Consider the following 22,892-nt stretch of genomic DNA (forward strand, 5'->3'; position numbering starts at 1 on the left):
GGGCACCGCCGGCTGTGAGAGGGACGGGAATGGAACCGACCGAGAGCGCCGTGCCGGGCTCACGGCTGCGTCTGCGCCGCATGGCGGTCGTATGGCGTGCAGTCCGTGGGGCGGGGCGGCCGGCGGGGCGTCCGGGCGCGGAAGCACGCCCCGGCGGACAGTACACCGCGGACGGGCGCGCATCCGGAGGGCGCGCTGCCACGGAGAGCCGCGGTGCCGCACAGCCGGGCACCGAGCACACAGCCGGCCTGACCGGTGCGGACGCGGACTCCGAACGGCACCTGTCCTGGCCCGCGTTGCCCGCGGCGGTCGTCGCGGCGGCCGGGTTCGTCCTGGGCGCCGGCTTCTACCGCGCCTTCACCGGCGGCCACGCGCTCTTCCCGTCCGGCACGGCCGGCTGGGCGCTGGCCGTGCTGACCGGCATCATCGTCGGCCACCTCGTCATGCTGGGCCGCTCTCGCTGGTGGGGCGGCACCGGCTCGGGCGCCGCCCTCACGCTCGCCGTGCTGCTGCTGTACGGCTGGCTGCCGGCCGGCATGGTCAGCCTCACGGTCGTCGTGCTGGTCGGCATAGCCCGCCGCAACCGCTGGCGCCAGGGCATCCTGCACGGGGCGGTCGACCTCCTGGGCATCGGCGCCGGCGCCCTGGTGCTGGGCGTCTTCGGATCCGTGCCGTCCGTCGAGTCCCCCTCGGATCCGGACAGCTGGACGCTCTACACCGCGCCCGAGGTGGTCCTGGTCGCCGTCTCCTACCTGGCGGTCACGCGCGTCCTGCTGTGGTATCTGCACGCCCCGCGCCCCGGCCTGCCCACCGTCGCCCGCACCGCCCTGGTCAGACAGGGCCTCGTCGCGGTCGCGCTGCTGGGGATCGCGCCGCTGGTCTGCGTGGTGGCCATGGCCAAGCCGATCCTGCTGCCGCTGTTCTCCATCCCCCTCATCGCCCTGGACTCCACGCTCTGGATAGCCCGGGCCCGGGCCGAGGAGCAGCTGCGCGACCCGCTCACCGGGCTGCCCAACCGCCAGTGGCTGCTGGAGCGCATCTGGACCGCACTCGACGACGCCGAGCGGATCGACGCGCGCGCCGCCCTGATGCTGATCGACCTCGACCGTTTCCGGTCGGTCAACGACACGCTCGGTCATCTGGCCGGTGACCGGCTGCTCCTCCAGATCGCCGACCGGCTGCGGGCGGCGCTGCCGCGCGGGGCGGAGGCCGCCCGGCTCGGCGGGGACGAGTTCGCCGTCTTACTGCCGGTCGCCGACTCCACGACGTCCGCGACCCGGGTCGCCCGCAACCTGGTCGCCGCGCTCAGCTCCCCCCTCGACCTCGACGGCCTCACCCTCGTCCTGGAGGCCAGCGCCGGGGTCGCCGTCTTCCCCGACCACGCCCTGGACGCCGAGGGGCTGCTGCGGCGGGCGGACGTGGCGATGTACCAGGCGAAGCGGGACCGCACGGGCGTGGAGGTCTACGAGTCGAAGCGCGACTCCAACACCCCGGACCGGCTCGGTCTGCTGGGGGATCTCCGCCGGGCGCTGGACGCCCACGAGGTCGAGCTGCACTACCAGCCCAAGGTCCGCTTCGACGGACAGGTCGCGGGTCTGGAGGCACTGGTCCGCTGGGTGCACCCCGAGCGGGGCAAGGTGCCGCCGGACGAGTTCATAGCGATCGCCGAATCCTCGGGCCTCATGCCCCATCTCACCGAGTACGTCCTGGAGACCGCGCTCGGCCAGGTCGCGCGGTGGCGGGCCCAGGGACTGTTCGTCCCGGTCGCCGTCAACGTCTCCCCGCGTGATGTGCACACCCCAGGCTTCGCCGGCTCGGTCGCGGCGCGGCTCGCCCGGCACGGCGTCCCGGCGGGAGCGCTCCAACTGGAGATAACGGAACACGTCCTCCTGGAGGACCCGCAGCGCGCCGCCGACACCCTCAACGGACTGACCGGGCACGGCGTGAAGATGTCCCTGGACGACTTCGGCACCGGCTACTCCTCGCTGGTGCACCTGCGCAAGCTCCCGGTCAGCGAGCTGAAGATCGACCGCTCCTTCGTCGCCCGGCTCGCCGTCGACACCGAGGACGCGGAGATCGTGCGCTGCACGGTCGACCTCGCGCACTCCCTCGGCCTGCTCGTCGTCGCCGAGGGCGTCGAGGACGACGAGACCTGGGAGCGCCTGCGCGACCTCGGCTGCGACGCCGTCCAGGGCTGGCTGGTCGCCGCCGCCATGCCCCCCGAGGAAACCACGGCCTGGCTCCGCGCCCGCGGCTCCCGCGGCTGGCAGCGCCCCCGGGCCGCCCTCCCGGCGGCGACGGCGGACGACTCGGGCCGCATCGTCTAGGCCCCCGGCCGGGCCGGGTCCGGTCCCCGGTCCTGGAGGGCTCGGGCGGGGCTGGTCTGCCGGGGCGGGGCACACGGGACCCTGGCTTGGCACCGTGCCCGGCTCGGGCGGGGCTGGTCTGCCGGGGCAGGGCACGCCGGGCCTTGGCCTGGCTCCGTGCTCGCGGCTCGGGCGGGGCCGGGCGCATCGGACCCTGGCTTGGCTGCGTGCCTGCGGCGGCCCGCGGCTGGCAGCGCCCCCGGGCCGCCCTCCCGGCGGCGACGGCGGACGACTCGGGCCGCATCGTCTAGGCCCCCGGCCGGGCCGGGTCCGGTCCCCGGTCCTGGAGGGCTCGGGCGGGGCCGGGCTGCCGGGGCCGGGCACACGGGACCCTGGCTTGGCTCCGTGCCCGGCTCGGGCGGGGCTGGTCTGCCGGGGCCGGGCGCACCGGGCCTTGGCCTGGCTCCGTGCCCGCGGCTCGGGCGAGGCCGGGCGCATCGGACACTGGCCAGCTGTGTGCCCGCGGCTCCCGTGGCCCGCAGCGCCCCCCGGGCCGCCCTCCCCGCGGCGGCGGTGGACGGCTCGGGGACGCATCGCTCAGGCCCCGGCCCGGGCGGGTTCGGATGCGGTGCTGAACCCCCTGTGGCGGGCCGGGCAGCCGGGGTCGGGCAAACCGTTTCACGGTCACGCCTGCCCGCCCCATAGGATTAGGGCCTGGCGCCACATTCCCGCCTGCCGTGCGACGCCTGGCACGCACGCTCGCCGCGTTGCCGAATCGCCCACGTGGCCCGCCACGAGGACGCTCCGGCGCCCTGCGATCGCTCGCGCCTCAGGCCGCACGGCCCGCCCCCGGGGCGGACGACGGGAAGGTGACGCCAGGCCCGAGGCCCGAACCACACACACTCACCCCAGAGGATCGCTGCATGCCTGGCATCACGCGCGAGGAGGTCGCCCACCTCGCCCGGCTGGCGCGTCTGGAGCTGAAGCCCGAAGAGCTCGACCACTTCGCGGGACAGCTGGACGACATCATCGGCGCGGTGGCCCGCGTCAGCGAGGTCGCCGACCAAGACGTACCGCCGACCTCGCACCCGCTCCCGCTGACGAACGTCATGCGCCCGGACGAGGTCCGTCCCTCGCTCACCCCCGAGCAGGCGCTCTCCGGAGCCCCGGCCCAGGAGCAGCAGCGTTTCAAGGTGCCGCAGATCCTGGGGGAGGAGTAACCCGCCATGACGGACAGCCCCATCATCAAGCTCACGGCCGCCGAGACCGCCGCGAAGATCGCCTCCGGCGAGCTCACGGCCGTCGAGGTCACCGAGGCCCACCTCGCCCGGATCGAGGCCGTCGACGAGAAGGTGCACGCCTTCCTGCACGTCGACCGCGAGGGCGCGCTCGCCCAGGCCCGTGCCGTCGACGAGAAGCGTGCCAAGGGGGAGAAGCTCGGTCCGCTGGCCGGCGTTCCCCTCGCGCTCAAGGACATCTTCACCACCGAGGGCATCCCGACCACCGTCGGCTCGAAGATCCTCGAAGGCTGGATCCCGCCGTACGACGCGACCGTCACGAAGCGGCTCAAGGCCGCCGACGTGGTCATCCTCGGCAAGACCAACATGGACGAGTTCGCCATGGGGTCCTCCACCGAGAACAGCGCCTACGGGCCGACCGGCAACCCCTGGGACCTGACCAAGATCCCCGGCGGCTCCGGCGGCGGTTCGTCCGCCGCGCTCGCCTCCTTCCAGGCCCCGCTCGCCATCGGCACCGACACCGGCGGCTCCATCCGCCAGCCGGCCGCCGTCACGGGCACGGTCGGCGTGAAGCCGACGTACGGCGGGGTGTCGCGGTACGGCATGGTCGCCTTCTCCTCCTCCCTCGACCAGGGCGGCCCCTGCGCCCGCACGGTCCTGGACGCGGCCCTGCTGCACGAGGTGATCGCCGGCCACGACCCGATGGACTCCACCTCGATCGACGCCCCGGTCCCGCCGGTCGTCGAGGCCGCCCGCAACGGCAGCGTCGCCGGCATGCGCGTCGGCGTCGTCAAGCAGTTCCGCGGCGAGGGCTACCAGGCCGGTGTCATCCAGCGGTTCGACGAGTCCGTCGCGCTGCTGAAGGAACTGGGCGCCGAGATCGTCGAGCTGGACTGCCCGTCCTTCGACCTGGCGCTGTCGGCGTACTACCTGATCGCGCCGTCCGAGTGCTCCTCCAACCTCGCCCGCTTCGACGGCCTGCGCTACGGCCTGCGCACCGGCGACGACGGCACGCACTCCGCCGAGGAGGTCACCTCCCTGACCCGCGAGGCCGGCTTCGGCCCCGAGGTCAAGCGCCGCATCATGCTCGGCACCTACGCCCTGTCGAGCGGCTACTACGACGCGTACTACGGCAGCGCCCAGAAGGTCCGCACGCTGATCAAGCAGGACTTCGACAAGGCGTTCGAGCAGGTCGACGTGATCGTCTCGCCGACGACCCCGACCACCGCCTTCGCGATCGGCGAGCGCGCCGACGACCCGATGGCGATGTACCTCGCCGACCTGTGCACCATCCCGACCAACCTGGCGGGCAACGCGGCCATGTCGCTGCCGTGCGGTCTCGCCCCGGAGGACAACCTCCCGGTCGGTCTGCAGATCATCGCCCCGGTCATGAAGGACGACCGTCTTTACAAGGTCGGCGCCGCCGTCGAGGCCGCCTTCGTGGAAAAGTGGGGCCACCCGCTGATCGAGGAGGCTCCGTCGCTGTGAGCGCACTGACCAAGGCCAAGGGCTTCAAGAAGTCCAGGTCCGGCACGTACCTGTCCATGGCCGGGACCGCGTTCGGCGCGATCGGCGTCGCCAAGCGGCTGAAGAAGGCCCGCGCCGAGAAGGACACCCTGGTCCTGATCGACGCCACCGTGTCCGCCGCCGCCATCGTCACCGGCCTCGCGATCCTGTACCGCGAGTTGAAGCGGCTGGGCGACGACGACGTCCTGCTGGGCTGAGAGGGAAGTTCACCGTGACCACCACGACCGACCTGGTGTCGTACGAGGAAGCACTCGCGTCGTACGACCCCGTCATGGGCCTCGAGGTCCATGTCGAACTCGGCACCAAGACCAAGATGTTCTGCGGTTGCTCGACCGCCCTCGGCCAGGACGCCAACGCGCAGACCTGTCCCGTGTGCCTCGGCCTGCCCGGCGCGCTCCCGGTCGTCAACGCGACCGGCGTCGAGTCCGCGATCAAGATCGGCCTCGCGCTGAACTGCGAGATCGCCGAATGGTGCCGCTTCGCCCGGAAGAACTACTTCTATCCGGACATGCCGAAGAACTTCCAGACCTCCCAGTACGACGAGCCGATCGCCTTCAACGGCTACCTCGACGTACAGCTGGAGGACGGCGAGACCTTCCGCGTGGAGATCGAGCGCGCCCACATGGAGGAGGACACCGGCAAGTCCACGCACGTGGGCGGTGCGACGGGCCGTATCCACGGCGCCTCGCACTCGCTCCTGGACTACAACCGCGCCGGCATCCCGCTCATCGAGATCGTCACCAAGCCGATCGTCGGCGCGGGCGAGCGCGCCCCCGAGGTGGCCAAGGCCTACGTCCGTGAGTTGCGCGAGGTCATCAAGGCGCTCGGCGTCTCCGAGGCCCGCATGGAGATGGGCCAGATGCGCTGCGACGTGAACCTGTCGCTGCGCCCGAACGGCACCGAGAAGTTCGGCACGCGTTCGGAGACGAAGAACGTGAACTCGCTGCGGTCCGTGGAGCGCGCGGCCCGCTTCGAGATCCAGCGGCACGCGGCCGTGCTGAGCAGCGGCGGGACGATCATCCAGGAGACCCGGCACTTCCACGAGGACACGGGGTCGACGACCTCGGGCCGGGTGAAGGAGGAGGCCGAGGACTACCGGTACTTCCCGGAGCCCGACCTCGTCCCGGTGGCCCCGTCCCGGGAGTGGGTCGAGGAGATCCGTTCCGCGCTGCCGGAGCTGCCGCTGGTCCGCCGCAACCGGCTCCGCGAGGAGTGGGGCGTCTCGGCCACCGACATGCAGGCGATCCTGAACGCCGGTGCGCTGGAGCCCATCGTCGCCACCATCGAGGCCGGGGCCGACGCCGCCTCCGCCCGCAAGTGGTGGATGGGCGAGCTGGCCCGCAGCGCCAACGAGTCGGGCAAGGCGCTCGACGAGCTGGCGATCACCCCGCAGCAGGTGGCCCGGGTCGCCGAGCTGGTCGTGAAGGGCGACCTGAACGACAAGCTGGCCCGCCAGGTCATCGAAGGCGTCCTCGCGGGCGAAGGCACCCCGGACGAGGTCGTCGACAAGCGCGGTCTGAAGGTCGTCTCCGACGAGGGCGCGCTCACCGCCGCCGTCGACGAGGCCATCGCCGGCAACCCGGCCATCGCGGACAAGATCCGCGGCGGCAAGGTGGCGGCGGCCGGCGCGCTGGTCGGCGCGGTCATGAAGGCGACCCGGGGCCAGGCCGACGCGGCCCGGGTCAAGGAGCTGATCCTTCAGAAGCTGGGCGTCGGCGAGGGCTGAGCCAGGCGTTCTGCGCAGCCCTGGGCGGATGCATCGGGACCGATGCATCCGCCCAGGTGTGTCACATCACAGGCGCTGTCCCACGACGCGTGCGAAACCGAGGACGTGCTCCACGTCGGCGTGCATCAGCTCCACCGACCAGCGAGCCATGTCCGCCATGAACTCGCTCGGGCTCTCCTCGGCGCACACCTCGCTCCACAGGAGCCAGTCGCGCCAGCCGTCCTGAAGCCAGTCGGCCGTCTCGACCTCCACGGCCCCGGTGCGCATCCACTGCCGCCGCCACCAGGCGGGGGTGTGGAAAGCCCAGAACCCCGGGTCCTTCTGCCAGTACTCCTTCAGGTGCGCCGGCGGCTCGTGGCCGTCGATCTCCTCCCGCAGCGCCGGCATGACGACGCCGATCCGTCCGCCGGGCTTCAGCAGCCGGGTCAGCTCGGGCAGATACAGGTCGTTGGTGCCGAAGTACTGGTACGCGTCGACGGAGACGATCGCGTCGAAGCTGCCCTCGCCGAACGGCAGGTCGTGCGCCTCGGCGAACACGGGGAGAACGCGATCGGCCACGCCCGCCTCGGCGATACGCGCCGCGTTCTCGTCGGGCTTGATCCACAAGTCGGCGGCGACGACCTGGACCCCGTACTCCTTCGCGAGGAAGACGGACGTCATGGCGCGTCCGCACCCCAGGTCGAGCACGCGCGCGCCACGGGGCAGCTGCTCCAGGCCAAGCGCCGGGGCCAGCCACTCCAGCAGCCACAGCGCGTGCGGGCCCATCTGGTTCTCGATGGTCCAGCGGACGTCGTAGGCGTTGCTGCGGGGGTAGCGGGGGTGGGTCAGACGGTCAGCGAGATGGTCGTTCGAGGTCCTGGAAGTGATGTCGGACATCGGTGAACGGGCTCCTTGAGTCCATGGAAGAGAACAGGGATGCGTCGGAGCTCGGTCGGACCGTCAAACAATGCACCTGCTTCGGCCGGGCGGCGGGGCGCCGCGGGCGTTCCTCGGACCCGCGGACGCTAACAGCCGGCCCGTCGGCCCCGCACCCGGTTTTCCCGCCCGACGCGCTACCGTCTCGGCCATGAGTGGACGCGCTGATTCCGACACCGATCCTGAGATAACGGGCCCGGAGCCAGCCGCCGCGCAGGACCCCGAGCCCTATGCCGAGCCGGACGAGCAGGACGACGAGCCGACCGAGCCGGACCACGAACCGGACGAGGAGCTGGACGACGCCGATGATCCGGCGCAGGGCGCGCGGCGGGCCCGCTGGACGGCGGCGGGTACGGGCGCCGCGCTGACCCTGGCAGGGCTGGCCGCGGCCCTGCTCCGCCTCGCACGCGCCGCACCGGCCCACGTCCCGGCGGCGTACGCCGGGGGCGCGGCCGTCTGCGCGTGCGCCGCCGTGCTGGGTGCCCGGGGACGCACCCGGCGGGCGCTGTGGCTGCTGATCGCCGGCGTGATGGTGATGGCGCTGGGGGACCAGTCCGACTGATCCCGCCCGCTGTGAATAAGCCCACGAAACCGACAAATGATCTCGTGTGCCTGTAAGAGTGCTTCCGCATTGCTCATGCGTTCTTTGCGGGCTGTTCAGTTCATGGACGACTGCTCCCGCTCAAAGATCCCAAAAGTCACCCTGGGAGCACGTTTCGTGGCAGCCCTCGCACGCTGGTGTGTCCAACGCCGTCTGGTCACCGTTCTGCTGTGGCTCCTCGCCTTCGCGGGGGTGGCCGCGGGCGCCGCCGTCGCCGGCTCCGCGTACTCGAACGACTACCAGGTCCCCGGCACCGAGTCGGGCCGCGCCACCCAGCTGCTGCACGAGGGCTTCCCGAAGCTCGGCGGCGACAGCGACACCGTCGTCTGGCACACCAGCTCCGGCAGCGTCCGCGCCGCCGACGTCGAGCAGACGATGCGCCGCGCCCTGGAACGCGTCGAGAACCTGCCCGGCGTAGCCTCCGTGACCAGCCCCTATGACGGCCCGGGCACGGGACGCGTCAGCGCGGACGGCCGTACGGCGTACGCCACGGTCACCTTCGACGGCCAGGCGCAGGACATCAGCCGGTCCGAGGCGCAGGCCGTCGTCGACACGGCCAAGAGCGCTCAGACCGACGGGCTGCAGGTGGAGCTGGGCGGCAGCGCGGTCGCGCTCACCCAGTCCTCCGGCGGGCACGTCGCTGAGGTCGTCGGCGTGGTCGTCGCCGCGGTCGTGCTGTTCCTCGCCTTCGGCTCGCTCGCCGCCTCAACTCTGCCCATCGCCACCGCGCTGGTCGGGGTCGGCACCGCGTACGCCGGGATCGTGCTGCTCGGGCACGCCATGACCGTCGCCGACTTCGCGCCCATGCTCGGCATGCTGATCGGGCTCGGCGTCGGCATCGACTACGCGCTGTTCATCGTCACGAGACACCGGCGCGGACTGAAACGCGGGCTGTCCGTCACCGAGGCGGCCACCAACGCCGTCGCGACCACGGGACGGGCCGTCGTCTTCGCGGGTGCCACCGTTTGCATCGCCCTGCTGGGCATGCTGATCCTTCGGCTGAGCTTCCTCAACGGCGTCGCCGTCGCGGCTTGCCTGACCGTGATCCTCACCGTCGCGGCCTCCGTGACGCTGCTGCCCGCCCTGCTGTCCCTCATCGGCACGCGGGCGCTCAGCCGCCGCGAGCGCCGCCGACTGGCGCAGCACGGTCCCGAACCCGAACTGCCCACCGGGTTCGCCGCCCGCTGGTCGGCGTTCGTGGAGCGCCATCCCAAGGTGCTCGGGGCCGTCGCCCTGGTGGTCATGGCCGTCCTCGCGCTGCCCACGTTCTCGCTCCACCTGGGCACCTCCGACCAGGGCAACGACCCCAAGACCTCCACCACACGCCAGGCCTACGACCTTCTCGCCGACGGCTTCGGCCCCGGCGTCAACGGCCCGCTCACCCTGGTCACGAAGGTCGGCGGAGCCGAGGACAAGCTCGCCCTGGACAACCTCGACACCACGCTCCGGACCACCGAGGGCGTCGCCTCGGTGACGCCGGTGACGTTCGGCTCCGGCGGCGACACCGCGTACCTCACCGTCGTCCCCGAGACCTCACCGCAGTCGCAGCACACCAGCGACCTCGTCGACCGGCTGCGCGAGAAGGTGCTGCCCCGGGCCGAGGCGGGCACCTCGCTCGATACGCAGGTCGGCGGCATGACGGCCGGCTACGACGACTTCGCCGACGTCATCGTCTCCAAGCTGCCCGTCTTCGTCGGGGTCGTCATCGGCCTGGGCTGTCTGCTGCTCCTGCTCGCCTTCCGGTCGATCGGCATCCCGCTGAAGGCCGCCGCGATGAACGTCGCCGCAGTGGCCTCGGCCTTCGGCGTGGTCGTCGCGATGTTCCAGTGGGGCTGGGGCAGCGAACTGCTCGGCCTCGGCAGCGCGGGGCCCATCGAACCCTTCCTGCCCGTGATCATGGTGTCGGTGCTCTTCGGCCTGTCCATGGACTACCAGGTCTTCCTGGTGAGCCGGATGTACGAGGAGTGGCTGGAGACCGGCGACAACCGGCGTGCCGTCCGGGTCGGCCTCGCGGAGACCAGCCGGGTGATCAACTCGGCGGCGGTCATCATGATCTCCGTCTTCCTCGCCTTCGTGCTCAGCGGCGACCGTGTGATCGCCATGTTCGGCATCGCCCTGGCCGCCGCCGTCGCCCTGGACGCCTTCGTCCTGCGTACGCTGCTCGTCCCCGCCCTGATGCACCTGCTCGGCGGCGCCAACTGGTGGCTGCCCCGCTGGCTGGACAGGCGCCTGCCGCGGATCAGCATCGAACCGCCCGAGTGCCGTGCCACGCATGAGAGGCTGGCCGCCGCGACGGACGCCGGGGTGGCGGACGTCCTGGCGGAGGAGGAGCGGCAGCCGGATGTACGCGATATCCCTGGGTGACGACGGCGCGGAACTGCGCCCCCTTGAGCCCTGGCACGCCGAGGAGTTCTTCGCGCACCTGGAGCGGGGCAGGGACTTCATCGGGCGGTTCATCAATTTCGGGTCGCAGGAGACGGACGTGGAGTCCGCGCGGGCCCTGCTCCAGCGCTACGCCGACCTCCGCGCCGCCGACACCCGCTCGCTGCACGGACTGTGGCTGAACGGCGAGCTCGTGGGCGGCGTGCTGTTCCTGAACTTCGACGCCGCGAGCGGCAACTGCGAGGTCGGCTGCTGGCTGGAGCCCGCCGGGACCGGGCGTGGTCTGGTCACCCGGGCGATGCGCGTCCTGATCGACTGGGCGGTCGAAGAGCGCGGCATGCACCGGATCGAGTGGGTCGCCGCCTCGGGAAACACGCCGAGCCTGAACGTGGCCCGGCGCCTGGGCATGACCCGCGACGGTGTGCGGCGCGAGGCCCACCCCTATGGTGGCGTACGGCACGATCTCGAAGTCTGGTCGGTGCTGGCGCCCGAGTGGCGCGCCGCACGCGCGCGTGCCGCTCACGACGATCATTAAGAGACTTCTCAGACAGCGACCCTACGGTGCGACACATGGCAACGAACGCAGTGGACGAGACCGAGGCCACCGAGGCCACGACCGACGAGAAGGCGGTGGACACCACCAAGTCCGACGAGGTGACCCGGACCGAGGTCCCGGCCGAGACCGCCGAGACCAAGGAGGCGGGCGCCTCCGGCGTCGGCCAGGGCGCTGCCGCCGTGGTCTCCGCCGCGCTGGGCGTCGTCTCGCTCACCGGCAGCTGGCTCGGCACGGTGGCTGCCGCACGGCAGAACCTCATCGGCCAGCTGGAGACGGCGCAGAACGCGGGCGTGGCCAAGCAGATCCAGGCGGTCTACGGCGACGCCTGGCAGACCACCGCCCTGTGGGGCGGCCTGTTCGCGGTGACGGCGCTGATCGTCGGCGTCGTCGTACTGGCCCGGCCGGCCTTCGGCACGCCCGGCAGGATCCAGGCCCCCTGGATCAAGTCGGTCGCCTGGGCGGGTGTCGCGCTCGGCGTGATCGGCCTGTTCCTGGCGGTCCTCAAGTACACCGGCATCCTGCTCTCCCTGCCTTCGGCGGGTTGAGTCACCGCAGGTCCTGAGGGGTCTTAGGGAATCCGCGAGCACCTTACGGAGCCCCTGGGGCCCCTCAGCCGTGTCTAAGGCCCCCCGAGGCCCCTCAAGATGCGGAACTCTCCCGATGTGGCGGCCCGGCCCGGGAGACGAAGGTGGAGGCATCGCGGAAAGCGAGTCTCTTCCACCCGGCCTCTCACCAAGGACACGCCATGTACGAGTACGAGTTCCAGCAGCTGCGCGCCGCCGACCTCATCCGCCGCGCCGACCACGAGCGCCAGGTCCGCGAGGCCGCCCGGGCCCGCCGCGCCGCCCGCCGCGAAGCCGCGGAAGGCTCCGCCGAGCACGAGAGCCATACCCGCCGCTTCCGCCGCCCACGGTCCGCTCCCGCCGCGTGAACAAGGGCCCGACACCGGTCGCCCGTACGGACGGGGCCGCTGATGCAGTGCCCGTCCACAGGGAGGCGGAGGCGGTTGCCGGCGCCGTGGTCGTCCGGGCGGGGGCGTCGGCTGGTCCCGGGGTGTCCGGGCGGAGGGGGCTGTCCCGTGGCGGGGGCGTCCGGATGGATGGGGCGACAGCTTGTCCCGGGGGTGTGCCGACGGAGGAGGCGGCTGATGCGGTGGCGGTCCGGGCGGAGGGGGCTGGCCCCGGGGGCGTCCTGGCCGGCGGCTGCGGGTCCGGTGGCCACAGGGACGGATGTGGCTGCTGATGCCGTGGGCGATACGCAGGGAGGCGACGGCCGGTCTCGTGGTCGTCCGGGCGGGGTTGTCGGCTGGTCCCGGGGTGTCCGGGCGGCGGCCGAGGGTCCGGTGACTGCGGGGGCTTCTGCGGCTGCCGGTCCCGAGGGTGTCCGGGCGGGGGCGACAGCCGGTGCCGGGGGTGTCCGGGTGGGGGCGGGCGTCGGGGCCCGGGAGTCGCGTGGCAAAACCGGTGCCGGGCCGGCGGGGTCGCATGCGATGCTCGGGTTCGTGGAGACCAGGTCCGTCAGCCCCGTGTTCGTCGGCCGCGACGCCGAGTTGGGCTTGCTCGACGAGGTCCTCGCCGGTGCCGCCGCGGGCGACCCCCAGGCGTTGCTCATCGGCGGCGAGGCCGGAGTCGGCAAGACCCGGCTCGTCGAGGAGTTCGCCGCCGCGGCCCGCACCCGGGGCGCGGTCGTCGCGCTCGGCGGGTGCGTCGAGATCGGCGCCGACGGACTGCCGTTCGCGCCGTTCTCCACCGCACTGCGCGCCCTGCGCCGCGAGCTGCCCGGGCCGCTCGCCGCCGCGGCCGCCGGGCAGGAGGAGGAGTTGGCCCGGCTGCTCCCCGAGATCGGCACGGCCGCCGCGGCCCGCGAAGCGGCCCGGCACGACGAGGACGGCATGGCCCGCCTCTTCGAACTCACCGCACGCCTGCTGGAGCGCGTCACCGCCGAGCACACCGTCGTCCTCGCCCTGGAGGACCTGCACTGGGCCGACGCCTCCACCCGGCACCTGCTCGCCTACCTCTTCCGCACCCTGCGCACCGGCCGCCTCGTCGTTCTGGCCACCTACCGCTCCGACGACATCCACCGCCGACACCCGCTCAGGCCCCTGCTCGCCGAACTCGACCGGCTCCGCACCATCCGCCGCATCGAACTCGCCCGCTTCAACCGCGAGGAGGTGTGCCGCCAGGTCGCCGGCATCCTCGCCCAGGAACCCGACCCGGACCAGATCGACGCCATCTTCGAACGCTCCGACGGCAACGCCTTCTTCGTCGAGGAACTCGCCGTCGCCGCCCACGAGGGCTGCCGCACGGGCCTGACCGACTCCCTGCGCGACCTGCTGCTCGTCCGGGTGGAGGGGCTGCCGGAGACCGCCCAGCAGGTCGCCCGGATCGTCGCCGAGGGCGGCTCCACCGTCGAGTACCGGCTGCTGGCCGCCGTCGCCGGGCTCGCCGAGGACGACCTCATCGAGGCGCTGCGGGCCGCCGTGAACGCCAGCATCCTCACCCCGGCGCCCGGCGGCGACGGCTACCGCTTCCGCCACTCCCTGGTCCGCGAGGCCGTCAGCGACGACCTGCTCCCCGGCGAGCGCTCCCGCCTCAACCGCCGCTACGCCGAAGCACTGGAGGCCGACCCGACCCTCGTCCCAGCCGACCAGCACGCGACGCGCCTGGCCAGCTACTGGTACCACGCCCACGACGCGGCCAAGGCCCTGCCCGCCGTCCTCGACGCCGCCGTCGAGGCCCGCCACCGCCACGCCTACGCCGAGCAGCTGCGGCTGCTGGAACGGGCGATGGAATTGTGGGACACCGCCCCCGAGGCCGTACGCCGCACCCTGCGCCCCGTCGACTACGCCGAGGTCTATCCACCCTGCGGCGGTCCGGAGGCCACCGCGCTCAGCCATCTCGACCTGCTGGCCGAGGCGGCCGTTGCCGGACGGCTCTGCGGGGAGCGCGAACGCGCCCTGAAGATCACCAAGCGGGCACTGCGCCAGCTGGACGCGGAGGCCGACCCCCTGCGCGCCGCCTGGTTCTGGATCCAGCGCTCCCGGCTGGTGCAGCGGCTCGCCCGCGGCGACGGCTGGAAGGAGATCGCCACCGCGCAGGACCTGGTCCGCGGCCTGCCGCCGTCCGAGGTGCACGCCGAGGTGCTCGCCACGGTCGCCCACTGGTCGATGCTGCGCCAGCCGGGCCCGGAGGCCCTGACGGCCGCGGAGCGTGCGGTGGAGTACGCGCGCATGGTGGGCGCCGACGACATCGAGTCCAACGCCCGGCTCACCCTCGGCGGACTCATGATCGACGCCGGGCAGATCGAGGCCGGACTGACCCACATGTACGAGGTCAGGGACGAGGTCGTGGCCCGGGGACTCGCGGCGGTCGTGGGTCGCAGTCATGTGAACCTGCCCTCCTCCCTGGAGGGCATCGGGCGCTCCGAGGAGGCCGTGGACGTCCTGCGCGAGGGCCTGCGCCTCACCGGCAGCATGGGCCTGCGGGAATCCGAGGGCTGGGTCTGGAGCAACCTCGCCGAGTCGCTCGTCTCCCTGGGCCGCTGGGACGAGGCGGCCGAGGCGGCCGTCAACGCGCAGCGGCACGGGCAGACGGCCGCGCCGTACGGGTCGGGCGCCAACACCCTGGCGTTCCTCGCGCTCGCCCGCGGCCGGGTGCCCGAGGCCGCTCGCCATCTCGCCGAGAGCCGCGCCTCCTACGGCCCGCACGACCCCATGCCGCAGCACGACCTCCCGATCGCCTGCCTCACCCTCCAGCTCGCCGTCGCCGAGGGCCGTCTCGCAGACGCCCGCGCCGAACTGGCCCGCACCCTGAAGTCCGGTTTCCCGCCCGGCACCCAGCGCTACGCCTGGCCGCTGCTGCTCGAAGCCGCCACGGCCGAGGCCGACGCCCGGGCCCTGCCGACCGCACGGGACGGCCGCGAGGAGACCCTGGAGAGCATCTTCGAGGCCGTCAAACGCCTCACCACGAACGCCCCCGTCTGGTTCGCCCACGAAAAGTGGGTCCGCGCCGAACTCCACCGCGCCGCATCCCAAGGCGCCGGAAGCCGGAGCGCCCCAGACCTCTGGTCGGAGGTGGTCACCGCCTTCGAACCCCTGGAGCGCCCCTACGACCTCGCCCGCGTCCGCTACCGCCTGGCCGAGTCGCTGCTGACGGGCGGCGGCGAGGCCGACGAGCGCGACCGGGCCACGGAACTGCTCCGCCTCGCCCACGCCGTCGCCCGCCACCTCGGGGCCCGGCCGCTCGCCGGCGCCGCCACCGCCCTCGCCCAGCGCGCCCGCCTGCCGCTCACGCCCGCCGCGGAACCGGCCCCCGCACCCGCCGACCCCGCCGAGGCCCTCGGCCTGACCAGCAGGGAACGGGACGTGCTGCGCCTGGTCGCCGCCGGTCACACCAACCGCAGGATCGCCGAGGAACTGTTCATCTCCCCGAAGACCGCGAGCGTCCACGTCTCCAACATCCTGGCGAAGCTCGGCGTCTCCGGGCGCGGCGAGGCGGCGGCGGTGGCCCACCGGCTGGGGCTGTTCCCGGCCGAATCCGTCATGCCCGGCCCGGCAGGCTGAGGTATACGCTGTAAAGGACATCGGGGGTGACGCGGCCCAGGGAGGCTCCGTGTTCAACATGTTCGAGGAACTGTTCTCACCCGGCCGCAAACACACCCGAGACGAACAGAACCGCCTGGAGCTGACCCGGCAGGACACCGGGGACGCCGATCCCGGACGCGGGCCGATAGACCTGTCGTCCGGGAAGGTCGTCGTCCGCCCGCCACAGGAGCCGGTGGACGAAAACCCCGAAAATCCCGAAAACCCCGAAGACTCCGAGGACTAGAGGACTGGAGGACTGGAGGACTAGGTCACCCGCAGTTCCAGGATCCGGTCGTCCCCGTCCTTCGGACTGCCCCGGCCGTCCGTGTTGCTGGTCACCAGCCACAGCCGGTCGCCGCCCGCCGAGACCACCGTGCGCAGCCGGCCGTACTCGTCCTCCAGGAACGCCTGCGGCTTGGCCGAAGCCTCGGTGCCGTTCAGCGGGACGCGCCACAGCCGCTTGCCGCGCAGGCCCGCCATCCAGACCGACCCCTCGGCGTAGGCGATGCCGCTGGGCGAGGCCTCGGCCGTGGCCCACTGCTCGACCGGGTTGTGGAACCCGGAGTCGTCGGACCTGCCCTCGGCCTCGGGCCAGCCATAGTTGTCGCCCGGCTTGATCGCGTTGAGCTCGTCCCAGGTGTCCTGGCCGAACTCCGAGGCGAACAGACGCTGCTTCGCGTCCCAGGCCAGGCCCTGCACATTGCGGTGGCCGTACGAGTACACCGGCGAGTTCCCGAACGGGTTGCCCGGCGCCGGCTCGCCCTCCGGGGTCAGCCGCAGGATCTTGCCGCCCAGGGAGTCCTTGTCCTGGGACAGGCCCGTGTCACCGCTCTCGCCGGTGCCGGCGTACAGCATCTTGTCCGGGCCGAACGCGATCCGGCCGCCGTTGTGGATGAAGCCCTTGGGGATGCCCTTGAAGACCGTGTCGGGAGCGCCGAGCTGCTCGCCGGAGGGCTTCTTGGCGTCGTACAGCATGCGGACGATGCGGTTGTCGGAGGCCGAGGTGAAGTACGCGTAGACCATGTGGTCCGAGGCGTAGTCGGGGGACAGGGCGATGCCGAGCAGGCCGCCCTCGCCGGCGGCCGATACGCCCGGCACCTCGCCCAGCTCGGTCTTCTTGCCGGTCTTCTCGTCGACCCGGATGATCGTCCCGTCGTCCCGGGAGGAGACCAGCAGGCCGCCGCCCGGCAGCGGGGCGAGTCCCCAGGGGGAGTCCAGGCCCTTGGCGACGGTACGCACCACCTTCACCGAGCCCTTGGCGGGCGGTGTGCGCTCCGCGGCCTGTCCCGTCGGTGCGGACGACACCGGTGTGCTGCGGCTCGGGGAGGCGCCCGCGTTGGTGCCGGACGATCCTCCGCCGTCGGACGAACAGCCTGCCGTCAGCAGGAGCGCGGCGGCGGCCAACACGGTCGGCACGGCTCGACGTTGCACGATCATGGTCCCTTCGACGGGGCAGGTCCTCTCCCTGTCATACACCGCCGGCGCCTGACAAGTTCCCGATCACGGAACGCGCAGCCGCGAACACGGGGTTTGACCGAAACGCCCCCCCTGCGGGACGGATTCAGTCCCACGACCCCTGTGCCGGCGGCAGTTCCGCCACCTCGCGCAGGTCCTCCGCCGTCAGGCGCAGGGCCGCCGCGGCGGCGTTCTCCGTGACCCAGCGCTCCTGCTTCGTGCCGGGCACCGGGACCACGTGCGGACCCTGGGCGAGGACCCACGCGAGGGCGACCTGGGCGGCTGTGACGTGCTCGCCGTGGCGTCGGGCCACCCGGCGCAGGCCCGCGACGATCGGCTGGTTCGCGGCCATCATCTCGGCCGTGAAGCGGGGGTGCCGGGCCCGGACGTCGTCCGCCTCGAAGCCCGCGCCGGGCCGCAGCCGGCCGGTCAGGAAGCCGTTGCCGAGCGGCATCGCCGCCAGGAACCCGATGCCCCGCGTCTCGCACCACGGCAGCAGCGTCTCCAGCGCCTCCGGCGACCACACCGACAACTCCGCCTCCACAGCGCTCACCGGAAACACCTGCTGCACCCGCTCCAGCTGCCGGATCGTCGCGTCGTGCAGCCGGGCCCCGGAGCGGCGGCCGGCCCGTGCGCCCACCGCGCACAGGCCCAACGCCCGAACCTTCCCGGCCTGGACGAGCTCCGCCATCGCGCCCCATGTCTCCTCGACGGGCACTTCCGGATCGGCGCGGTGCAACTGGTAGAGGTCTATGACGTCCGTCTGGAGACGCCGCAGCGACGCGTCACAGGCCCGTTTCACATACCCCGGGCGGCCGTTGGCGACGATGTGCTGGTCGCCCACGAGCAGGCCGGCCTTCGTGGACACGAACGCGTCCGGCCGCCGTTCCTTCAGCGCCCGCCCCACCAGCAGTTCGTTGGTGAAGGGTCCGTACATGTCGGCCGTGTCCAGCAGGGACGAACCCAGGTCGAGCGCCCGGTGCACCGCCCTGAGCGACTCGTCGCCGCGCTGCCGCGACGCGCTGTACGCCCAGCTCATCGGCATGCACCCGAGTCCGACGGCCCCCACCGCGAGCGCCGCCGCGCCGATCGTCCTGCGCTCCACCTGGTCGTGACCCTCCCTGTTCCGGCCACCCCAACCTAACCTCTGCCGTCGCACCCTCCTGACATAGCCTCCTGTGCATGACTGCTGACGTGTGGCTGCCCATCCCGCCGGACGAGATCGAGGGACTCCCCGAGGGCCTCGCCTACCGCTTCTGGAACGGTGAGGAGGACTTCCCCGCCGACCCGGCGGACTGCGCCTTCTACGTCGTCCCCTACATGAAGCCCAGTCCGCTGTGCGTGCGTCCGATGCCGCGGATGAGCCACGTACAGGTCGTGCAGACCCTCTCGGCCGGGATCGACCACGTGGAGCCGGGGCTGCGGCACCTGCCCGCGGGCGTGCGACTGTGCAACGCGCGCGGGGTGCACGAGGCCAGCACCGCAGAGCTCACCCTCACCCTGATCCTGGCCTCGCTGCGCGGGGTCCCCGACTTCGTCCGCGCGCAGGACCGCGGGGAGTGGCTCGCCGGGTTCCGGCCCGCCCTCGCCGACAAGAACGTCCTCATCGTCGGGTACGGGTCGATCGGCGAGGCCATCGAGGACCGGCTCGTTCCGTTCGAGGTGGCGCGGGTGGCGCGCGTCGCGCGCTCCGAGCGCACCACGGTGCGCGGGCCGGTGCACCCGCTCACCGAACTCCCGGCGCTGCTCCCGGAAGCGGACGTCGTCATCCTGTCCACGCCGCTCACCGAAACCACCCGTGGCCTGGCCGGGGCCGACTTCCTGTCCCGGATGAAGGACGGGGCGCTCCTCGTCAACGTCGCCCGCGGCCCCGTCGTCGACACCAAGGCGCTGCTCGCCGAACTGGAGAGCGGCCGCATCACCGCCGCCCTCGACGTCACCGACCCGGAGCCCCTGCCGCGCGAACATCCCCTCTGGCGTGCGCCGGGGGTACTCATCAGCCCGCACGTCGGCGGTCCCACCTCCGCGTTCCTGCCGCGCGCCAGGCGGCTCCTGGTAGACCAGTTGAACCGTTATGTGAACCGGGAGCCGCTGCGCAACGTGATCCTTACGACGGGTGCATCAACCGGCTGATCCGAACTCGAGTACCGTCCGCAATCCTTCGGGCGCGGTGGGTACTCATATATCTGTTGATCGTCACGCAGAGTAGAGAACCTATGTCCCTGAGTGACGAGACTGGTGTATCGTCCCGACAGGGGCTGCGCCGCGGACCGTTCGGCGCCGGGGATGGACACTTCGGACTGTGAGGGGGGCGACAGGCGATGCACGGCCTATGGACGAGCGATCCGACGGGGCGGGGCTGCCGGCGGCGACCCTGGCGGACGGCCGCGAGCAGACGCGGTCATCACGCCGATCACGGCGGGCACCACACCCACCACAGCGACCACCACACCGACCAGGGCCGGCACCGCCGCAGGCCCGGCAGCCGCAGAAGGCATGCCCAGCCGCCGCATCCGGGCCCCCAGGTCCCGGGTGCGGCCGGGATCAGGAGGGTCCGGTGAGCGCGCCGCCGACCCCCGCACCCACGCTCGACGGAGCGCTGCGGGCGCAGCCTCCGTCCCCCGGGGCGCTGCTGCCCCGCACGCCGGCCCCCCGCCCGAGGCGGGGCCCGGCCCTCCAGCTCGTCCTCGCCCTGGTCTGCGCGGGATACGCCGTCGGTTCCGCGTTCGGCTGGGGTTCGCGCGAACTGGCCCTGATCATGGGCGACTTCGGGCTGAGCGCCGCAGCGGCCACCGGCGCCGTGTCGTGCTTCCTCTACGGCCGCAGCAGCCGCACCCGATTTCGACCCGCCTGGCTGCTGTTCGGCCTCTCCTCGGTCATGGCGTCCCTGGGCAACCTGATCTGGGGGTGGTACGAGGTCGTCCTCGGACAGCCCGTGCCCAGTCCCAGCTACGCCGACCTGTTCTTCCTCTGCTTCGCCCCGCCCGCGATCGTCGGGCTGCTCGTGCTCGCCAAACGGCCGGTCACCAAGGCCGGCTGGGTCTGCCTCGGTCTTGACGCCTGGCTGATCGGCGGCTCGCTACTCACGCTGGCCTGGAGCCTCGCCCTCGCCCAGGCCGCGAAGTCCGAAGGGCCCGGCGTGGCGCACACCGCGCTGTCGCTGGCCTACCCGCTGCTCGACATCGCGCTGGTCAGCATGGTCCTCGCGCTGCACTTCAGGCGGTCCGCGGTGAACCGCTCCGCCGTCAACACCGCGATCGGCGCCCTCGCGCTGACCGTGATGTGCGACGCCCTGTTCACCTCACCGCTGATGCACCACGACTACCACTCCGGCCAGCTGCTCGACGCGGGCTGGTTCGCCGGCTCGCTGCTCCTGGCCTACGCCCCGTGGGCCGGGTCCCGCACGCCGGACACCGACCGGCACGGCCCGGACCGGCAGAACACGGGAGGGCACACGCGCGTGGTGCACGAGCACGTGCCCGGGCAGCGCAGCGGTCCGCACCCCCCTCCGCCGCCCGGAGGCGAGCTCGGCCGGTATCCGGCCGCCCGGCCCATCGCCGGTTCCCTCGCCGCCCTCACGCCGTACCTCGCGGCGGCCGTGTGCACCCTGGGGATCCTCTACAACGTCCTCAACGGCCGCAGCGTCGACCGCGTGGTCCTGCTCACCGGTGGCACGGTCGTGCTCGCGCTCGTCGTGCGCCAGGGCATCATGCTGCTCGACAACATCACCCTCACCCAGGAACTGGCCCAGAAGGAGAACCACTTCCGCTCCCTGGTGCAGGGCTCCAGCGACGTCATCATGATCGCCGCACCCAGCGGCGTCCTCAGGTACGTCTCCCCGGCCGCCGCCGGCGTCTACGGCCGCCCGGCGGAGGGGCTGGTGGGTACGGAACTGGCCCATCTCATCCACCCGGAGGACCTGGGCTGCGTCGTGCACGAGGTGCGGCGTTTCCTCGCCGCAAGCCCGGTCGAGGAACCCACTACGCGCATCGAGTGCCGTTTCCGCTCGGGGGACGGGGGCTGGCTGAACGTCGAGTCGACCGTCAACCGCCATCACGGCGGCCTCATCTTCAACAGCAGGGACGTGACCGAAAGAGTCCGGCTCCAGGCCCAGTTGCAGCACAACGCCGAGCACGACCCGCTCACGGACCTGCCCAACCGCGCCCTGTTCACCAAGCGCGTCCAGCACGCGCTGTCGGGCCGCCGCGCCTCCGACCGGGGCGTGGCCCTGCGGAACACGGCCGTGCTGTTCATCGATCTCGACGGCTTCAAGGCCGTCAACGACACCATCGGGCACCAGGCCGGGGACGAACTGCTCGTCCAGGCCGCCCGCCGTCTGCAGGAGTCCGTCCGGCAGGGCGACACCGCCTCCCGGCTGGGCGGCGACGAGTTCGCGGCCCTGATCGTCGGGGACAACACCCGCGACCGCGAGGCCCGGCAGCGGCACATACTGGAGCTCGCCGACCGCCTCAGGACGACGCTGTCCCAGCCGTACGTCATCGACGGCAACGACGTCCGGGTCAACGCCTCCATCGGCGTGGCCTTCGCCGAGCAGGGTCTCGGCGCGGGCGAACTGCTGCGCAACGCCGACCTGGCCATGTACCGGGCCAAGGCCGGCGGCAAGGGCCGCGTCGAGCTGTACAAACCGCAGATGCAGCAGGACGTCGTACGCAAGGCGGAGCTGGCCACGCGACTGCGGTCCGCGCTGCACGACGGGCAGTTCGCCCTGCTGCACCAGCCGGTGGTGTCCCTGGAGGACGGCCGGATCGTGTCGGTGTCCGCGCAGGCGCGCTGGCGCTCCTCGCAGGGGGTGCTGTTCACCCCGGCGGAGTTCCTGCGTGTGGCCGAGGACAGCGACAAGACCGCAGAGCTGGGCCGCTGGATGATCGAGGAGGCCGTCGATCAGGCCGCCGAGCGGCACGCGGCCGGGCTGTCGGCGCCGGTCGTGGTCCGGATGAGCGCCCGCCGGCTGCTGGACCGGTCGATGCCCCTCGGTTCGATCGAGGCGCTGCTCACGCGGCACTGCCTGCCGTCCGGGTCGCTGATCATCGAGCTGTCCGACGCCGACCCCAGGACCGGCCTGGACGAGCTGGAGCGGCGGCTGTGCGCCCTCAGGCGGGTCGGGGTCCGGATCGCGCTCGACGGGTTCGGCAGCGGCTACGGGGCGATCACGGCCCTGCGGCGGCTGCCCGTCGACGTGCTGAAGCTCGACCGCAGCCTGGTCGAGGGCGTCGTCGAGTCGGCCCGTCTGCACAAGATCACCAGCGGGCTGCTGCGCATCGCCGGCGATCTCGGGCTGAAGTCCGTGGCCGACGGGGTGGATCTGCCCGAGCAGGTCGTCGCCCTGCGTGCGATGGGCTGCACGCTCGGGCAGGGCATGGCCTTCTCCGGGCCACTCGACGAGCACCGGCTGCGCCGGGCGCTCGCTTCGGGCCATTATCCGGTGCCGCACGAACCGGCCGAACCGGCGTTCGCGGGCGGTGCCCCGCGGGTGTACAGCTCGGGTGTGTCCGCCGTCATAGGGGGCGGTACGGTCCTGCGCTCACATAATGAGACTCCCGTCCCACCCACTTGACAGTGAGTGCGTGCCGGGGAGAGGGTCTG

Annotated in this window: 17 protein-coding genes; 14 read left to right on the forward strand and 3 right to left on the reverse strand. The window is 72.5% G+C overall.

Annotation, left to right across the window (positions count from 1 at the left end):
- The first annotated feature begins 29 nt into the window (after window positions 1-29).
- The 5 genes from ACFZDA_RS33005 to gatB all read left to right on the forward strand — a co-directional run bounded on the left by ACFZDA_RS33005 (window position 30) and on the right by gatB (window position 6,797).
- Window positions 30-2,327 (forward strand): EAL domain-containing protein, encoded by a 2,298-nt coding sequence (locus tag ACFZDA_RS33005; RefSeq protein WP_391088781.1) that lies wholly within the window; start codon window positions 30-32, stop codon window positions 2,325-2,327.
- A gap of 902 nt (window positions 2,328-3,229) precedes the next feature.
- Entirely contained in the window at window positions 3,230-3,526 is a 297-nt protein-coding gene (gene gatC, locus ACFZDA_RS33010) for an Asp-tRNA(Asn)/Glu-tRNA(Gln) amidotransferase subunit GatC (protein ID WP_004925108.1), read from the forward strand.
- A gap of 6 nt (window positions 3,527-3,532) precedes the next feature.
- Entirely contained in the window at window positions 3,533-5,032 is a 1,500-nt protein-coding gene (gene gatA / locus ACFZDA_RS33015) for an Asp-tRNA(Asn)/Glu-tRNA(Gln) amidotransferase subunit GatA (RefSeq protein ID WP_391088784.1), read from the forward strand.
- Complete coding sequence (locus ACFZDA_RS33020; protein WP_391088786.1) at window positions 5,029-5,268, forward strand: hypothetical protein; 240 nt, start codon at window positions 5,029-5,031, stop codon at window positions 5,266-5,268. Before gatA ends, ACFZDA_RS33020 begins: the two co-directional genes overlap by 4 nt.
- 14 nt (window positions 5,269-5,282) lie before the next feature.
- A complete protein-coding gene (gatB, locus tag ACFZDA_RS33025) occupies window positions 5,283-6,797 on the forward strand; it encodes an Asp-tRNA(Asn)/Glu-tRNA(Gln) amidotransferase subunit GatB (protein ID WP_391088788.1) in 1,515 nt (504 codons plus the stop codon).
- 66 nt (window positions 6,798-6,863) lie between these two features.
- Here gatB and ACFZDA_RS33030 read toward each other — a convergent pair whose 3' ends face one another.
- Window positions 6,864-7,673 (reverse strand): methyltransferase domain-containing protein, encoded by an 810-nt coding sequence (locus ACFZDA_RS33030; RefSeq protein ID WP_391088790.1) that lies wholly within the window; start codon window positions 7,671-7,673, stop codon window positions 6,864-6,866.
- A 190-nt stretch (window positions 7,674-7,863) separates the two neighbouring features.
- Here ACFZDA_RS33030 and ACFZDA_RS33035 point away from each other — a divergent pair, with 190 nt between their 5' ends.
- From ACFZDA_RS33035 to ACFZDA_RS33065, 7 genes are all read left to right on the forward strand, one after another.
- Window positions 7,864-8,274, forward strand: coding sequence for a hypothetical protein (locus ACFZDA_RS33035; protein WP_391088792.1), 411 nt, complete (start codon window positions 7,864-7,866; stop codon window positions 8,272-8,274).
- Between the two features lie 156 nt (window positions 8,275-8,430).
- On the forward strand, window positions 8,431-10,677 hold the full coding sequence (locus ACFZDA_RS33040; protein ID WP_391088794.1) for an MMPL family transporter: 2,247 nt from the start codon (window positions 8,431-8,433) through the stop codon (window positions 10,675-10,677).
- Window positions 10,655-11,230 carry a GNAT family N-acetyltransferase gene (locus ACFZDA_RS33045; RefSeq protein ID WP_391088796.1) on the forward strand — a complete coding sequence of 192 codons (576 nt, stop codon included), beginning with the start codon at window positions 10,655-10,657 and terminating at the stop codon, window positions 11,228-11,230. Before ACFZDA_RS33040 ends, ACFZDA_RS33045 begins: the two co-directional genes overlap by 23 nt.
- A gap of 35 nt (window positions 11,231-11,265) precedes the next feature.
- Complete coding sequence (locus tag ACFZDA_RS33050; protein ID WP_391088797.1) at window positions 11,266-11,796, forward strand: hypothetical protein; 531 nt, start codon at window positions 11,266-11,268, stop codon at window positions 11,794-11,796.
- Window positions 11,797-11,996: 200 nt separating this feature from the next.
- Window positions 11,997-12,182 (forward strand): hypothetical protein, encoded by a 186-nt coding sequence (locus tag ACFZDA_RS33055; RefSeq protein WP_391088799.1) that lies wholly within the window; start codon window positions 11,997-11,999, stop codon window positions 12,180-12,182.
- Between the two features lie 558 nt (window positions 12,183-12,740).
- Window positions 12,741-15,812 carry an AAA family ATPase gene (locus ACFZDA_RS33060; protein WP_391088801.1) on the forward strand — a complete coding sequence of 1,024 codons (3,072 nt, stop codon included), beginning with the start codon at window positions 12,741-12,743 and terminating at the stop codon, window positions 15,810-15,812.
- A 49-nt stretch (window positions 15,813-15,861) separates the two neighbouring features.
- Window positions 15,862-16,077, forward strand: coding sequence for a DUF6191 domain-containing protein (locus ACFZDA_RS33065; RefSeq protein ID WP_391088803.1), 216 nt, complete (start codon window positions 15,862-15,864; stop codon window positions 16,075-16,077).
- A 20-nt stretch (window positions 16,078-16,097) separates the two neighbouring features.
- Here ACFZDA_RS33065 and ACFZDA_RS33070 read toward each other — a convergent pair whose 3' ends face one another.
- Both ACFZDA_RS33070 and ACFZDA_RS33075 read right to left on the reverse strand, forming a co-directional pair.
- Window positions 16,098-17,270 (reverse strand): PQQ-dependent sugar dehydrogenase, encoded by a 1,173-nt coding sequence (locus ACFZDA_RS33070; protein WP_391088805.1) that lies wholly within the window; start codon window positions 17,268-17,270, stop codon window positions 16,098-16,100.
- A 124-nt stretch (window positions 17,271-17,394) separates the two neighbouring features.
- Window positions 17,395-18,393 (reverse strand): aldo/keto reductase, encoded by a 999-nt coding sequence (locus ACFZDA_RS33075; protein ID WP_391088807.1) that lies wholly within the window; start codon window positions 18,391-18,393, stop codon window positions 17,395-17,397.
- A 77-nt stretch (window positions 18,394-18,470) separates the two neighbouring features.
- Between ACFZDA_RS33075 and ACFZDA_RS33080 the strand changes: the two genes are divergently transcribed.
- A complete protein-coding gene (locus ACFZDA_RS33080) occupies window positions 18,471-19,421 on the forward strand; it encodes an NAD(P)-dependent oxidoreductase (RefSeq protein ID WP_391088808.1) in 951 nt (316 codons plus the stop codon).
- A gap of 424 nt (window positions 19,422-19,845) precedes the next feature.
- The gene (locus ACFZDA_RS33085; protein ID WP_391088810.1) at window positions 19,846-22,863 is read left to right on the forward strand and encodes an EAL domain-containing protein; all 3,018 of its coding nucleotides are present in this window, start codon (window positions 19,846-19,848) and stop codon (window positions 22,861-22,863) included.
- The last annotated feature ends 29 nt before the right edge of the window (window positions 22,864-22,892 follow it).

Source organism: Streptomyces sp. NPDC007991 (genome assembly GCF_042958445.1).
GTDB lineage: Bacteria > Actinomycetota > Actinomycetes > Streptomycetales > Streptomycetaceae > Streptomyces.

What these genes read in the sequence shown, in the direction of transcription:
- ACFZDA_RS33045 (WP_391088796.1), top strand. Translation starts at nt 10,655, where the DNA reads ATGTACGCGATATCCCTGGGTGACGACGGCGCGGAACTGCGCCCCCTT.
- ACFZDA_RS33080 (WP_391088808.1), top strand. Translation starts at nt 18,471, where the DNA reads ATGACTGCTGACGTGTGGCTGCCCATCCCGCCGGACGAGATCGAGGGA.
- ACFZDA_RS33070 (WP_391088805.1), bottom strand. Translation starts at nt 17,270, where the DNA reads ATGATCGTGCAACGTCGAGCCGTGCCGACCGTGTTGGCCGCCGCCGCG.
- ACFZDA_RS33050 (WP_391088797.1), top strand. Translation starts at nt 11,266, where the DNA reads ATGGCAACGAACGCAGTGGACGAGACCGAGGCCACCGAGGCCACGACC.
- ACFZDA_RS33005 (WP_391088781.1), top strand. Translation starts at nt 30, where the DNA reads ATGGAACCGACCGAGAGCGCCGTGCCGGGCTCACGGCTGCGTCTGCGC.
- ACFZDA_RS33055 (WP_391088799.1), top strand. Translation starts at nt 11,997, where the DNA reads ATGTACGAGTACGAGTTCCAGCAGCTGCGCGCCGCCGACCTCATCCGC.
- gatC (WP_004925108.1), top strand. Translation starts at nt 3,230, where the DNA reads ATGCCTGGCATCACGCGCGAGGAGGTCGCCCACCTCGCCCGGCTGGCG.
- gatA (WP_391088784.1), top strand. Translation starts at nt 3,533, where the DNA reads ATGACGGACAGCCCCATCATCAAGCTCACGGCCGCCGAGACCGCCGCG.
- ACFZDA_RS33035 (WP_391088792.1), top strand. Translation starts at nt 7,864, where the DNA reads ATGAGTGGACGCGCTGATTCCGACACCGATCCTGAGATAACGGGCCCG.
- ACFZDA_RS33030 (WP_391088790.1), bottom strand. Translation starts at nt 7,673, where the DNA reads ATGTCCGACATCACTTCCAGGACCTCGAACGACCATCTCGCTGACCGT.
- ACFZDA_RS33060 (WP_391088801.1), top strand. Translation starts at nt 12,741, where the DNA reads ATGCTCGGGTTCGTGGAGACCAGGTCCGTCAGCCCCGTGTTCGTCGGC.